The organism is Nocardia sp. NPDC051981, assembly GCF_040680715.1.
GTDB lineage: Bacteria > Actinomycetota > Actinomycetes > Mycobacteriales > Mycobacteriaceae > Nocardia.
In genome coordinates this window covers 106,203-119,958 of sequence record NZ_JBFAXK010000002.1, presented here as the reverse complement: position 1 = coordinate 119,958, position 13,756 = coordinate 106,203, and the positions used below count along the sequence as shown (strand labels likewise).

The following is a 13,756-nucleotide window of genomic DNA, read 5'->3' as shown; positions in this document are numbered from 1 at the left end:
CGTCCATGAGGGGGACCGATGTGCTGATCATCGGCGGCGGCGTGATCGGCTGCGCGCTCGCCGACCGGCTCGCCGTGGCGGGCCTGTCGGTGCGGATCTGTGAGGCGGGCGGAGTGGCGTCCGGGACCACGGCGCACGGCGAGGGCAACGTGCTGGTCTCGGACAAGGGCCCCGGTCCGGAGCTGGAGCTGGCGCGACTGTCGCGGCGGCTGTGGCCCGAGACGCTCGCGCGCATCGCCGAACGGCTGCCCCGGGCGGTCGCGGCCGTCGAGTGGGAACCCAAGGGCGGCATCGTCGTTGCGACCACCGACGCGGGTGCGTCCGCACTCGCCGCCTTCGCCGACGGCCAGCGCGCGGTCGGTGTGCACTGCGCCGATCTCGACGCGGCCGCGCTCGCGGCGGCCGAGCCGGCGCTCACCACCGAGGTGAGCGGCGCGGTCCATTACCCCGACGACGCGCAGGTCCAGCCGGTCGGCGCGGCCTCGGCACTGCTCGCCGCCGCGACCGCGGGCGGGGCGGTCGTCGAAACCCGGTGCACTGTCACCGGTTCGATCGTCAGCGGCGATCGGCTGCTGGGCGTGCGGACCACGCGCGGCGACCGGTTCGCCGATGTGGTGATCAATGCCGCCGGGCCGTGGTCGGGTCCGGTGGCGGCGGTGCTGGGCGCGCCGATCGCGGTCAAACCGCGCCGCGGCGATGTGCTGATCACCGCTCCGCTGCCGCCGACCGTCTTCCACAAGGTCTACGACGCGGATTATGTCGGCGCGGTGGGCAGTTCGGATACCGCGCTGCAATCCTCGGCCGTGGTGGAGTCCACCCGGGGTGGCCCCCTACTGATCGGATCCTCGCGGCGGCAGGCCGGATTCGACGACCGGATCCGCCCCGACAGCCTCGCCGCCATCGCACGCAAGGCACTGCGCCTGTTCCCGATGCTCGCGGACGTCGCGATCATGCGCGCCTACGGCGGTTTCCGTCCGTACGTCGACGACCACCTCCCGGTGATCGGCCCGGATCCGCGCCTGCCCGGACTGTGGCACGCGACCGGCCACGAGGGCGCGGGCATCGGGCTCGCGCTCGGCACCGCGCAACTGGTCGCCTCCGCCCTCACCGGCCGGCCCGACGAGGTCGACATCGCGGCCTTCACCGTCGACCGACCGGCAGTCATCACCTCGAGCCCGGAGTACGTCTCACCATGAGCCCCAATCTGATTCCCCCGGGCCGCGACCGCCTCGGCCGCGCGGACCGGCCGCTGACCATCCGCGCCGACGGCGTCGAGGTGGCCGGCGTGCACGGCCAGACCCTGGCCACGGTGTTGCTCGCCGCCGGGCGCACACACTGGCGCACCGCGCGCGACGGCGGTGGCCGCGGCGTGTTCTGCGGTATCGGCGTCTGCTTCGACTGCGTGGCGACCGTCAACGGCGTGCCGGACGTGCGCCTGTGTCGCCGCCCGGCGCGCGACGGCGACACCGTCACCAGTCAGAGCCGAGCAGGCGGGAGCGAGCGATGAACCGGCATGTGGTGGTCATCGGTGGTGGTCCGGCAGGCACGGCGGCCGCCGAAGCGGCGCTGCGGCACGGCGCGGCGGTGACGCTGATCGACTCCAACGAAGCGCTCGGCGGTCAGTACAACCGCCGCATACCGGCGGCCTATGGAGTCCGCCGGCCGCTGGCCATCGGGCACGGGTACGCGGCCGCCGAGCGCCGGGCCCGGCTCCTGGCCGAGCATCCGCGCTGCGAGTATCTGGCCCGGGCGGCGGTGTACCACCTCGAACGCCACCCCGAGGGCGGTTGTCCCACAGTGCGATTGCTCATCGGCCTCGAGGGTGATCGCCGTACACATCGGGCGGTGCGCGGGGACGCGCTGATCATCGCGACCGGAGCCTACGACCGCGTGTGCCCGTTCCCCGGCTGGGATCTGCCCGGCGTCTACACCGGCGGGGCCGCGCAGACCCTCGCGAAAACCCAGCGGCTGCTCATCGGGCGGTCCGTGCTGGTGTCGGGCACCGGGCCGTTCCTGCTCCCGGTCGCCCACTCCCTGGCCGATGGCGGCGCGCGGGTCCGGGCGGTGCTCGAGGCCAATCCGGCCCGGGCGATCCTGCGGCACTGGGCCGCCCGGCCGTGGGAGCTGCGGCACAGTGCCGGCAAGGCGGCGGAACTGATCGAGTACGCGGGTTCCGGTCTGCGCCATCGGATTCCGGTGCGCACCTCGACCGCGGTGGTCGCGGTCGCGGGCGACGGCCGGGTGGAAGAGGCGACCGTGGCCCGGCTCGACGAACACTGGGCACCGGTGCCGGGCAGCCATACGACCGTCGCGGTGGACGCGGTCGCGGTCTCGCACGGCTTCACCCCGCAGCACGAACTCGCGGTGGCCGCGGGCGCGCGCCTGACGGCCGACGGGTTCGTCAGCGTCGACCGGGATCAGCGGACGAGCGCCGACATGGTCTGGGCGGCAGGTGAACTCACCGGAATCGGTGGGGCGCAGGTCGCGGCGGTCGAGGGCGTCGTCGCCGGGATCGCGGCCGCGGGTGGCGATCCGAGCGCCGAGCGCGGCGTGCGCACCCGCCACCGCACCGCCCGGCGGTTCATCGCCCGGCTCGCCGCCGCGCACCCGATCGGCACCGAGGCGGTGGCCTGGTCCCGCCCCGAAACCGTGATCTGCCGGTGCGAGAACACCACCCGGGAGGAGCTGACCACGGCCTGGGCGGGCGCTGCGGGCGACAGCTATCGGGCCACCAAACTGGCCACCCGCGCCGGGCTCGGGCCGTGCCAGGGCCGCATCTGCGGGACCGCCGTCGCTGCCCTGCGCGCCGCGCAGTCCGCCGGTACCGACGATGCGGCCACTGGCGGCCAATGCCGCTACGGCACAGCGGATCTCGCTCCCATCGGCCTGGCCGCCGCCACTCCCGCCTGGCGTCCGCTGGCTGCCGTCGTGCGATTGCGCGAACTCGCCGAACTCGACACCGAAGGGCAATCCTGATGCACAGCAGCAGAATCATCTCCGCCATCGACACCCACACCGAGGGTATGCCCACCCGGGTGGTCACCGGCGGGGTCGGTCCGATTCCGGGTGACACCATGGCCGATCGGCGCGACTACTTTCTCGAGAATCTGGACGGCCTGCGGAAATTCCTGGTCAACGAGCCGCGCGGGCACGCATCGATGAGCGGGGCCATCCTGCAACCGGCCACCACCGCCGACGGGCACTACGGGGTGCTGTTCATCGAGGTGAGCGGGCTGCTGCCGATGTGCGGGCACGGGACCATCGGCGTGGCGACCGCGCTGGTGGAGGCAGGCATGGTGCCGGTGACCGAACCGGTCACCGAGATTCGCCTGGACACTCCCGCCGGACGCGTCGTCGCGACCGTGAATATCACGGCGGGCCATGCCGATTCGGTGGCACTGCGCAATGTCCCGGCCTACTGCGACAGCCTCGACAACGAGGTGAAGGTACCTGGGATCGGCACCGTCCGCTACGACATGGCCTACGGTGGAAACTTCTACGCCATCGTCGATCTCGGCAAGCTCGGGATACCGTTCGAACGCGCCCAACAGGATCGGATCCTCGACGCCGGCCTGCGAATAATGTCCGCTGTCAATGAATTCCGGCGTCCGGTGCATCTCGAGGACGAACGGATCGGCGGATGCAAGCACGTCCTGTTCCTGGATCCGGCCTCCGAACCGGCGCACACCCGCAATGCCATGGCCATCCACCCGGGCTGGTTCGACCGCTCCCCCTGCGGCACCGGCACCTCCGCGCTGCTGGCCCGCCAGCACGCCCGCGGTCTGCTCTCCGATAGCCGAGTGCTGCGCAATGACTCGTTCATCGGCACCACCTTCCACGCCCGCGCGGTCGAGACCGTCAGCGTCGCCGGACATCCCGCCGTGGTGCCGGAGATCACCGGTCGCGCGTGGTTGACCGGCACGGCCAATTATCTGCTCGACCCGGCCGATCCGTTCCCCGAGGGCTTCGTCTTCTGAGGCTCGCGACTCCCCGCCGTCCACCACCCCTAGTTGAAGAATCACCAGTTGAAAGGCGCGACAATGTCTGTCGTCACCCGCCGCCCACGCCCGCCCATCACCCTCGCCGGAGTCATGCGGCGAATGCCGGTCACCGATGCCGATTCCGGCGATTTCACCAAGAGCATGGGCCTGTGGCAACTGGTCGCGCTGAGCCTGGGTGGCCTGGTCGGCGCGGGAGTGTTCTCTCTGGCCGGCGTCGTGGCCAACCAGGTGGCGGGTCCGGCCGTGCTGATCTCCTTCGCCATCGCGGTCGTGGCCTCCGGCGCGGCGGGACTCTGCTACGCCGAATTCGCGGGCATGGTGCCGAAAGCCGGTTCGGCCTACACGTATTCGTATGTGGCGCTGGGCGAGATCATCGGATTCATGATCGGCTGGGACCTGCTGCTCGAATACACCGCCATCGTGTCGGTGGTGGCGATCGCGGTCTCGGGCTACCTGAACTACATCACCCACTACATCGGATTCGATCTGCCGACCTGGGCGCTCGGCGCGCCCGGCACCGGCGAGGGCCGCAAGATCGACCTGTTCGCGGTCGCTCTCTGCCTGCTGCTGGCCTATCTGCTCTCGCGTGGCACCCGTGAATCCGCCCGTGTGCAAACGGGATTGGTCGCGGTGAAGGTGTTGATCGTGGCCATCGTCGTCGTCGCCGGAGCATTCCACATCAAGGCGGGCAACTACACGCCGTTCTTCCCGTTCGGGGTCGGCGGCGCGGTTTCCGGTGCGGCGCTGGCGTTCTTCGCGGTCTACGGTTACGACGCCATGAGCGCGGCCGCCGAGGAATCCAAGGACGGCAAGAAGCTGCTGCCCAAGGCCATCCTGATCAGTCTCGGCATCGCCTCGGTCGTCTACCTGCTCGTGTGCCTGGTCATCGTCGGTATGGTCAACTACACCGATATCGATGTGGCCGCGCCGTTCTCCAGCGCCTTCGACACCGTGGGCATGGGCATCCTGGGCCTGGTCATCGCGGTCGGCGCGGTCGTCGGGGTCACCACCTCCGCGTTCGCCAATATGCTCGCCGTCACCCGCGTCGGCTTCGCCATGAGCCGAGACGGCCTGCTGCCCAACTACTTCGGCAAGACCGGCGAACGCAAGGTGCCCACCCGCGTCATCTGGCCGGTCGGCATCGTCTCCGCGCTCATCGCCGGCTTCCTCCCGATCCGCGAGGCCGCCGAACTCACCAACGTCGGCATCCTCATGGCCTTCATCGTGGTGGCGATCGGCGTCATGCGCCTGCGCCGCACCCGCCCCGATGTCGAGCGCACCTTCCGCACCCCCTGGGTGCCGGTCGTCCCCCTCATCGGCATCGGCTTCTCGATCTGGCTCATCAGCCACCTCGACATCGTCACCTGGATCCGCTTCGTCGTCTGGCTGCTCCTCGGCCTCGCTCTCTACGCCACCTTCGGCTACCGCAACTCGACGCTGAACCAGACCGGGATCGACACCGCCCAGGTGCCGATCGAGGACTGAGCCCCGCCCCAGCACAGTGTCGCCCACGGGACAACTGCCCGTGGGCGACACGTGGATCCGCCGACTCCGCAGCGGCCGGCCGTCGGCAATCCGGCACCGCACCTGGGGATTGCCGTTGGCCGCACCGCTTTCACCTGCCCGTGGTCACGGCTGGTTGGTGACCCACCCCTGTACCGCCTCGATGAAGTCCGGGCCGCCCATGACGTATCCGCCGACGGTTGCACCGATCAGCGCACCCACGGGGATGCTGAGACCCCAGATCAGGGGAATCATCGCCCCGAGGATGCCGCCCACGATGGCGCCGACCGCGATGCCGGGCAGGTTCTTGTTGACCTGCTCCTTGAGCCGGTCGTAGGAGTTGATGTCCTTCAGTTGCGCAATGTCTTCCGCCGTCGGAGTCGGCGTCAGCGTCAGGGTGCGGCCGTCCGCACCGATGTGCTGTGCCATCGCGATCGAACGCCCGTCGACGGCGAGCGATTGCGGCACTTCGGTCACCGCCGCTCCGTCGGCGGACTCGAGCACCACCGCACCGTTCTGCGAGACCTCGAACTTGCCATTCTCGACAGTGGTGACAACTGCCCTGTCGACCGGCGAAACGGTGATCTGGTAATTGATTCCATGATCCACACCGGAAGTCGTGTCCTCCGCGGTCACCGCAGTCGGCTGCTCCGTTAGGGCCGGTTCTGCATGGGCGGTTGCCGCGCTGATACCCACGGCCGAGATTGCCATGAAAACGGCAGCGGTGATTTTCCCGAACGTCATTCGTCGAACCCTCCACTCAGCTACCCCTGATGGGCGGACCGAGTCAGAACCTTAGACGTCGAATTCAATGGTGTGTGGTACGCCACACGCAGTTCGAAGTCGCCGCACTCCCGTTTCCCATGCGACCGGCCGAAAAGCCGCATTCCGCGCGGTCCGAATCGGACAGAGCGGGCGCGACCGACAGCGAGACCAAGTGCGGCCCACGACATCCTCCTTCTGCCGAATGCCGTGCGCCACGCAGGCAGCGGTCGCTCTCGGTCATGTGCTTGGCTAACATCTGACCGCTCGAGTTGTGTCGATACGGCGGGTCGCGATGGGAAGACTCGCAGGGGGGCAGATGAGGCAGATCTTGTTCGCGGCGATGATCGCTCTGGCGGTGTCGATCACGTTGACGCCGCTGTTGATCCGGTTGTTCACCCGGAAGAAACTCGGTCAAGAGATCCGCGCCGAAGGGCCCAGCAGCCACCAAGCCAAACGCGGAACGCCCACCATGGGCGGGATCGCGATCGTGATCGGCATGTGGGCGGGATACCTGGGCTCGCATCTGATCGGCTTGCGCTATAACGCATCCGGAGTCACGGCCTCCGGACTGCTGGTTCTGGGGCTGGCCACCGCGCTGGGTGCGGTCGGATTCCTCGACGATTTCATCAAACTCTACAAACGGCGCAATCTCGGGCTGACCGCCCGCGGCAAGTACGTCGGCCAGTTCGGTGCCGCGATCATTTTCGGTGTGCTGGCACTGCGTTTCCCCGATAGCACCGGCCTGACCCCGGCCAGCAGGCACCTGTCGATCCTGCGCGATGTCGGCTGGCTGTCGTTCGTCCCGGCGTTGTTCCTGCTGGCGGTGTGCATCATGGTGGTCGCGTGGTCGAATGCCGTGAACATCACCGACGGGCTCGACGGTCTGGCCGCGGGATCGATGGGCCTGACTCTGGGTGCCTATGTGCTGATTACGTTCTGGCAGTTCACCAACGCGTGCACGACCCGTCCCGGGGTGGGGTGCTACACGGTTCGCGACCCGCTCGATCTGGCCCTGGTCAGCGCTGCGGCGGGCGGGGCCTGCGTCGGGTTTCTGTGGTGGAACGCGGCACCGGCGAAGATCTTCATGGGCGATACCGGATCGCTGGCGTTGGGTGGGCTGCTGGCCGGGCTGTCCATCACGACCCGCACCGAACTACTCATGGTCGTGATCGGTGCATTGTTCTGCGCCGAGATCCTCTCGGTTCTGTTGCAGATCATCGTCTTCCGGACCACTCGCCGGCGCCTGTTCCGCATAGCCCCGATGCACCACCACTTCGAACTCAGCAGCTGGCCCGAGACCACGGTATCGATCCGATTCTGGCTTCTCACAGCAATTTCCGCAGCCACCGGCCTGATGCTGTTCTACGGAGAACACCTCGCAGCCACCCGATAGTGAAACCGTCCGCAACCGCCGCGCCGCGCGCTGTTCTCGAAATGGCCGACCATGTCGGGACGACGACAGTGGTCGCTGGCGGGCGTCTTAGCACCGCAACCTGATTGCAGCGCCCCGCGGCGGAATCGGTCGCTTCCTCTGAATGATCCACAGAGCCGCTCGGTGATCACCTCTGGTCCCTGTCGCGAAAGGAAGTAACCCGGAGGAGCCTCGCTCGGCGCGAAATAGCATCGTGCCATGCGACCGCAATGGCTCATCGATCTCCACAAGGAATTCCCCGGCTCCGCTCTCGTCGCGGCCGCGCTCGACGATGCCCTGATTGTCGAACCGCATGATGCGATGACGGGACGCTGGCCCGTCGTCCAAGAGGGCCGCCCGATCATCGGGTACGGGACCATGCCAACGATGAGGAGCCTGCGCCGCGCACCGCAGCTCGGAGAAGCGGTATTCGACGACTACGCGATGCTGCGCTGCTCGTTCTACTACCGACACGTGTACGACCTCCTCGGACGCACCGCCCTCCTCGTGCCATTCTCGGCGGTTCCCGGTTTACCGCTGCGGCGCATGTTCGACAGTGACCAGGTCTTCATCCGCAGCGATACGAACTACAAGCTGTTCCCCGCAGGCGTTCATGCGATCGCGGAGCTGGGTCACTGGCTCCAGATTTACGACCAATACCGGGACGAGCTCGTCGTCGTGTCCGAGGTCGTGACCTTCGAGCGCGAGTACCGCTGCTTCTGCCGCGACGGCCGTTTCGTTTGCGGCAGCTCCTATCCGATCGAGCCGTACCTCCCCGTCCCCGAACACGTACGTGACTTCGCGGAGACTGCGGCGGCGCGACTACTCGCTCACGGCTGCACCATGATCACCGTCGATGTCGGTGTCGGCCTCGACGGCGTACTCCGCCTCGTCGAGCTCGGCGGCGTGAACAGCTGGGGCATCTATGGCTCGAACGTCGCCGACTTCATCGCCGCGACGGAAGCCGAGGCCCTCGCTCGCGCGGACGTGTGACGAGGACGATTCCGCGCATTCGTAGCTTGCCAACGAATCACGAGGCGACGTTGCACCACGCTTGGAACGCACTATTTTGCCTGCGGACTCAGGCGGTCATCGCAACGCCTCGTTGAGTGCTTCTGATTGTGTGCGGAATCCGAGAGTTTGTCGAAGGCGGCCGTTGAGTTCGTCGGCAATGGCGTCCAGGTCGTGCTGGGGCAATAACGCATGTCGGTAGTGCGCGGAAGGTATTGGCGGACAAGTCCGTTGGTGTTCTCGTTGCCGCCGCGCCGCCAGGGGCTCTTGGGATCCCAGAAGTAGACTGGGATGCCTGTGGCGACGCGCAGTTCGCCGCGGGCCTGGATGAACAGCTCCGGTAAATCGTCTCATGCCGACGACCTCGCGCGAGATCGTCGAGGGCGACCGGCCCAATCCTCGGGCAATCCCGCGTAGTGAGTCTCCCGTAAGAATGATCGCCGACAGACATGACGCAGGGATCTGGGTACTGGCCAGCGGATGGAGATTCATCTAGACCTGCCGAAACGTCCGCTTCTGCCGCGACCCGGGCGGTTCGAAGGGGCTGGCGCGAGAAGTCTTGTGCACCAGTGCGGGTGAGGTTTGGAGTTCGGTGGCCTGCGTGCCCATGAGAGTAGGGGCGCAACGGTTTTCGCCTCGGAGGCGAAAGACACGGTAGTGCCGGATGGAAGAACCTCCGGCCGAACGAGCGGACGCCGATGTGGCGTAGCGCTGTCCGATACATCGAATTGGGGAAACCTCATGACTGCCTTTGCCACGGCCACCCGTAAAGCGGCCGTCGCCATGATTGTGATCGCGGCGGCGCTCTTCCTCCCCTTGGCAGGCGCGGGTGCCGCCAATGCCAGCGGGGTCAATGCCGAGATCAAATTCGCGCTCGGCACCGACCGCGGCGCCGTGGACGGCTACATCAACCGCGGATACTCCGACACCTGGCACTTCGACGCCCGCGCCGGTCAGCAGCTGAGCACCGACATCACCTCGCACTACACCTCCGCCTCAGGAACCGCTGTCTACACACTCACCTCGCCCGACGGCCAGCAGCTGGCCATCGACACCACCGGAACCCAGCTCTACCTCCCGGCCACGGGCACCTATTACCTGACCATTACCTCGCCCGAGCACGACGCCTCGTACACACTGAACCTCCAGATCGACTGAGCGTCCCTGGGTACGGGTACGAGGGGAGGTCGAGAATCGATCGATTCTCGACCTCCCCTCGTGCGTTCCCGCGCTGTTCGGCTCGAGCTGCGCAGTCAGCCGAAGATCAGTCGGCCGTCCTGATTCGAGGCTGGCCGAACACACCCTCATGCCCCATACCGCGCTAACAGAATCGGCCATCGCGCAGGTTCAGCGAAACGAGCCCAGGTGTATCGAGGCCCTCCGCCGCTGGTCACGCGTGTTCCGCTGAGGTGTTCTGCGAGTGAACTCCGGTCATGTGGAACGGCGCCGATCTCGTATCTGATGCGAGTGCTGCGGTTGCGGCGGGGGCCCGTGCCACAGTCTGGGCCGACGCCCCCGCTCCGCATGACCAGGCATTCCCTTGCTCTCAGGTGCCAGGTGGCGCGATCCTCACCTATGACGGCAAGCTTCTGGCGGTCCTCCCGCGTAATCGGTTGCTATCCAGCGGATTACGGCATCTCTGTCCGATTTCCAGCGAAAGCTACCGCGATCCCTGGCTGTCGCGGCGCGCCTACACGAAAAGGGCATCGCGGGCGCCGTCGCGTTGCCCCGGACAGAATCGTCACGGTGGTCAGAGGGCGGCCAGGCAGGCTCGGGCGACCTCGACGTCCTGGTCGGCGGTGCCGCCGGAGACGCCGACCGCGCCGATGACTCGACCCTCGGGGTCGGTGATGGGGAGACCTCCGCCGAAGGAGATCAGGCCGCCGTTGCTCCATTCGATGCCGTAGATCGGGCCGTCGGGACGGGAGATCTCACCCAGCGTCGCCGTGGGCATGCGAAAGAGTAGGGAGGTCTTGGCCTTTCGCTGGGCCAGGTCGATACAGCCGAGCAGGGCGTCCTCGTTGCGACTGAAGTGCAGCAGGTGTCCGGCCTGATCGACGATGGCGATATTCATGGCGACATCGATGGTGGCGGCGGCCTTGTGACCCGCGGTGGCGAGGCGGGCCGCGGTGTCCATGGAAAGCATTGTCATGCAATCAGACTCGGCTCGGCGACCGGAGGGAGCCAGGGGGCGTCATGGCCGGGGATCGCGTGCCTGGGGATGACACCACCAGGGACCGGACGGTCGGCGGTGTCAGACTGGAGTGTGTGAGCGAGGTCGGCGAATTTCTGAAGGCCAAGCGGGCGGCGGTGTCTCCCGAGGAGGTCGGGCTGCCCGCGGTGGGCAATCCGCGTCGAGTGCCCGGGCTGCGCCGCGAGGAGGTCGCGCTGCTGGCCTCGGTCAGCGTCGATCACTACACCCGCCTGGAGCAGGGGCGCGTCTCGGCGGCCTCGGAGAACCTGCTGGCAGGGATCGCACGGGCGTTGCGGCTCACTCCGGAGGAACACGAATACTTGCGCATGCTGGTGCAGGCACGGCCGCGGCGGAGGCGGGCGGCCGAGCCCGAAGTCGGTGCACCGCTGCGAGATCTGCTCGCGGCCCTCACGGCCCCCGCGCTGGTGCTGGGTCCACGCACCGACATTCTGGCGTGGAATGCCGGAGCGGCCGCGCTCTTCTTGGACTTCGCCGAGATACCCCCGCCTGAGCGGGCCTTGGTGCGCATGGTCTTTCTGGAACCTCGGATGCGCGGACTTTTCGTGCACTGGGACCAGGTTGCCGCCGAGGCCGTCGACCGTTTGCGGGTGGCCGCCGCGCGCATGCCCGGCGATCCACAGCTCGCGCGTCTGGTGGGGGAGCTGTCGGTGCGTGACGCGGACTTCCGGCGCTGGTGGGCCGGGCATGGCGTGCGCACGCTGGCGGGCGGCCGCAAGCGGCTGTGGCATCCGACAGTCGGCGAGTTGGAACTGGATTGGCAAGTGCTGCAGGTACTTACGGCACCGGATCAGACGCTGGTCACCTATACCGCGTCCGAAGGGTCGCCAAGTCACCTGGCCCTGCGAATCCTGTGCTCCTGGAACGCCGATGCGCCGGTGTATCGCCCGGACGTGATCGATCTCTAGCCTGATTCGGGCAAACCTCTGCTACGTGCCGTCGTTTTCAGCCTGGGATGAGCACACACCGGTGCCCCACTTGGCCAACTCGGCCTGATCCAGGCGCCAGCGCGGCCAGACGGACTACACCGCCAGCAGCGAATCTGCCGCCGAATCCGGCTGCTGGATAACGAATTCGCCGCGTCGTTCAGCGAGTGAGGCGGACCATCGCGAGTCTGATTGGTGGATTCGGGTTGTGGCTTGTCCGAAGGATCGGTGTGCGGGTTGGAGCCGGTCGCGCTGGAGTCAGCAGTCGTCCGGCCCCGCTGTCAGAACTGCCCGGCGAGAAACCCGCTGAACAGCACCAGAAAACCGCCGACCTCACCCACGATCAGCAACCCCATCGAGACTCGAGTGCCGACCTTGTCCGTCTGCCCGTGAAACTGATTGGTGGCGTCGCGCCGCCATCCGTGATAGATGTACGCCGCGATCGCGGCGACGAAGAAGAAGAGGACCACCACATCGGCAGTCAGATTCACTGCTGTCGACCAGGCACTCAGCTCGGTGAACACCGCGAGCAGCAGGGTCGCGAACGAGTACAGCAGGGTAGCCCGATGCGCGATATCGACATACACATGTGCACTCGCATCCGGAGATGCACTGACCTGCTGGTACTTCCATACTCCCAGCAGCAAAGCCAAGACGAACAGCAACCCCGCCGCCACCAACGTGACCCGGGTATCGATCCCGAGCTCGATGCTCACCGCCGCCGCCTCAATCTGTCCCACCATCTTTTCCCTCCGTCGTATCAGACATCAAGTGCCACTGCTTGATTCGGAGTTACGCCGTTGTTTTTGCAGTCTCGTGCCGTTCGGCCGGCTCGTTCTCTACGACGCTGTCGGTGTCGGCGAGGGTGATGTTGGTTGAACCCCAATGTGCCCGCATCTGGATGATGTTGCCCGCCCGATCGAAGCTCATGACATCGACGACGTCGATGGTCGCCGGCGTACCGTGCAACATCATCCGCAATGTGAACGCCATCGCCGCCGCGCTGCCGTCGTCAGCCGCCGATACCGGCGATACGAGTTCGACCCGAGGACGGCTGGGGAACGGTGCGGCGAAGAACTCGTGAGCCGATTTGGTTTCACTTCCGACTGGATCCTCGACGATTGCATCCGCCGCGAACAGCCGCAGGACGGCGAGGTTGTCGCCGCTGTTGATCGCGTCGAGGTACTCGTGCATCACCGCTGTGATTTCGTTTGCTGAGGCCATACACTCCAGATTCGGACTTCTGAAATAGACCGGCAAGTTCATTCTCTGCGGGAAGGTAGCCGCCCAGATGGCCAGACCACGCACAGCCAAGGGCGAGTCCGCGATGAACCGGATTGTCGAGGCCACCGCAGAACTCATCAGCCGCCATGGCCTGTCCGCGACCACCCTCGACGATGTCGTTGCGGTGTCGGGAACCAGCAAAGGGCAAGTGTTCCACTACTTTCCCGGCGGCAAGGACGAATTGCTGCTCGCTGTAGCGCAATACGAGGCCGACCGTGTTCACGTGGGCATGGACGAGCGGATGCCGGAGTTGTCGTCCTGGTCGGCCTGGAGTCAATGGCGTGACCAGTTGGTCGGTGAGTACGACATGCATGGAAACGACTGCCCCATGACCACTTTGGTCGTCGACCTGCATCGAGCCGGGCCCGGGGCGCGCGCATTGATCGCGGAGACTGCCGGACGACTCCAAAGCCGTATTCGGACGGGGATCCATCAGATGCAGGCCAAGGGACTCGTCGGTGCACACGTCGACGCCGACGCTATCGCCCATTCACTGGTGGCCGGTATCCACGGCGCAACCTTGCTGCAACTCGCAACAGGAGCCGACTCCCACATCGGCAATGTCATCGACACGGCCGTCCAACAACTCAAGAGCACGGCGCCCCAGCGCACAGCGGTGCAGCCGACATGATCGCGGTCGAAG

The 13,756-nt window shown here is 66.9% G+C and carries 14 protein-coding genes and 2 pseudogenes; 10 read left to right on the top strand and 6 right to left on the bottom strand.

What is annotated here, in order from left to right; translation table 11 throughout:
- Nucleotides 1–5: 5 nt before the first annotated feature.
- The 5 genes from AB0L60_RS04505 to AB0L60_RS04485 all read left to right on the top strand — a co-directional run bounded on the left by AB0L60_RS04505 (nt 6) and on the right by AB0L60_RS04485 (nt 5,486).
- Nucleotides 6–1,196 carry an FAD-binding oxidoreductase gene (locus AB0L60_RS04505; protein WP_364607153.1) on the top strand — a complete coding sequence of 397 codons (1,191 nt, stop codon included), beginning with the start codon at nt 6–8 and terminating at the stop codon, nt 1,194–1,196.
- On the top strand, nt 1,193–1,507 hold the full coding sequence (locus tag AB0L60_RS04500; RefSeq protein WP_364607150.1) for a (2Fe-2S)-binding protein: 315 nt from the start codon (nt 1,193–1,195) through the stop codon (nt 1,505–1,507). Before AB0L60_RS04505 ends, AB0L60_RS04500 begins: the two co-directional genes overlap by 4 nt.
- Complete coding sequence (locus AB0L60_RS04495; protein ID WP_364607147.1) at nt 1,504–2,976, top strand: FAD-dependent oxidoreductase; 1,473 nt, start codon at nt 1,504–1,506, stop codon at nt 2,974–2,976. The genes AB0L60_RS04500 and AB0L60_RS04495 overlap by 4 nt, the downstream gene beginning before the upstream one ends.
- Entirely contained in the window at nt 2,976–3,977 is a 1,002-nt protein-coding gene (locus tag AB0L60_RS04490; RefSeq protein ID WP_364607144.1) for a proline racemase family protein, read from the top strand. The genes AB0L60_RS04495 and AB0L60_RS04490 overlap by 1 nt, the downstream gene beginning before the upstream one ends.
- Before the next feature lie 63 nt (nt 3,978–4,040).
- A complete protein-coding gene (locus AB0L60_RS04485) occupies nt 4,041–5,486 on the top strand; it encodes an amino acid permease (RefSeq protein WP_364607141.1) in 1,446 nt (481 codons plus the stop codon).
- Between the two features lie 144 nt (nt 5,487–5,630).
- On the opposite strand, the gene AB0L60_RS04480 is transcribed toward AB0L60_RS04485, so the two are convergent.
- Nucleotides 5,631–6,248, bottom strand: coding sequence for a hypothetical protein (locus tag AB0L60_RS04480; protein WP_364607138.1), 618 nt, complete (start codon nt 6,246–6,248; stop codon nt 5,631–5,633).
- 337 nt (nt 6,249–6,585) lie between these two features.
- On the opposite strand from AB0L60_RS04480, the gene mraY reads away from it, so the two are divergent.
- Together mraY and AB0L60_RS04470 are read left to right on the top strand one after the other, a co-directional pair.
- Nucleotides 6,586–7,662, top strand: coding sequence for a phospho-N-acetylmuramoyl-pentapeptide-transferase (gene mraY, locus AB0L60_RS04475; RefSeq protein ID WP_364607135.1), 1,077 nt, complete (start codon nt 6,586–6,588; stop codon nt 7,660–7,662).
- A gap of 237 nt (nt 7,663–7,899) precedes the next feature.
- Nucleotides 7,900–8,673, top strand: a complete 774-nt coding sequence (locus AB0L60_RS04470) for an ATP-grasp domain-containing protein (protein WP_364607132.1) — start codon at nt 7,900–7,902, stop codon at nt 8,671–8,673.
- A gap of 96 nt (nt 8,674–8,769) precedes the next feature.
- On the opposite strand, the pseudogene AB0L60_RS04465 reads toward AB0L60_RS04470, so the two are convergent.
- Nucleotides 8,770–8,996: pseudogene (locus tag AB0L60_RS04465) on the bottom strand (IS30 family transposase); the annotation flags it as partial.
- A 61-nt stretch (nt 8,997–9,057) separates the two neighbouring features.
- Nucleotides 9,058–9,183 (bottom strand): annotated as a pseudogene (locus AB0L60_RS04460) (helix-turn-helix domain-containing protein); the annotation flags it as partial.
- A 249-nt stretch (nt 9,184–9,432) separates the two neighbouring features.
- Here AB0L60_RS04460 and AB0L60_RS04455 point away from each other — a divergent pair.
- A complete protein-coding gene (locus AB0L60_RS04455; protein WP_364607129.1) occupies nt 9,433–9,849 on the top strand; it encodes a hypothetical protein in 417 nt (138 codons plus the stop codon).
- Between the two features lie 592 nt (nt 9,850–10,441).
- Here the strand turns inward: AB0L60_RS04455 and AB0L60_RS04450 are convergent.
- Entirely contained in the window at nt 10,442–10,843 is a 402-nt protein-coding gene (locus AB0L60_RS04450; protein WP_364607126.1) for a heme-binding protein, read from the bottom strand.
- Nucleotides 10,844–10,959: 116 nt separating this feature from the next.
- Here AB0L60_RS04450 and AB0L60_RS04445 point away from each other — a divergent pair, with 116 nt between their 5' ends.
- On the top strand, nt 10,960–11,811 hold the full coding sequence (locus tag AB0L60_RS04445) for a helix-turn-helix transcriptional regulator (protein ID WP_364607123.1): 852 nt from the start codon (nt 10,960–10,962) through the stop codon (nt 11,809–11,811).
- Nucleotides 11,812–12,110: 299 nt separating this feature from the next.
- On the opposite strand, the gene AB0L60_RS04440 is transcribed toward AB0L60_RS04445, so the two are convergent.
- Both AB0L60_RS04440 and AB0L60_RS04435 read right to left on the bottom strand, forming a co-directional pair.
- A complete protein-coding gene (locus AB0L60_RS04440) occupies nt 12,111–12,572 on the bottom strand; it encodes a hypothetical protein (RefSeq protein ID WP_364607120.1) in 462 nt (153 codons plus the stop codon).
- A gap of 49 nt (nt 12,573–12,621) precedes the next feature.
- On the bottom strand, nt 12,622–13,095 hold the full coding sequence (locus tag AB0L60_RS04435; RefSeq protein WP_364607117.1) for a nuclear transport factor 2 family protein: 474 nt from the start codon (nt 13,093–13,095) through the stop codon (nt 12,622–12,624).
- 61 nt (nt 13,096–13,156) lie between these two features.
- Here AB0L60_RS04435 and AB0L60_RS04430 point away from each other — a divergent pair, with 61 nt between their 5' ends.
- A complete protein-coding gene (locus tag AB0L60_RS04430; protein WP_364607114.1) occupies nt 13,157–13,744 on the top strand; it encodes a TetR/AcrR family transcriptional regulator in 588 nt (195 codons plus the stop codon).
- Nucleotides 13,745–13,756 lie beyond the last annotated feature (12 nt).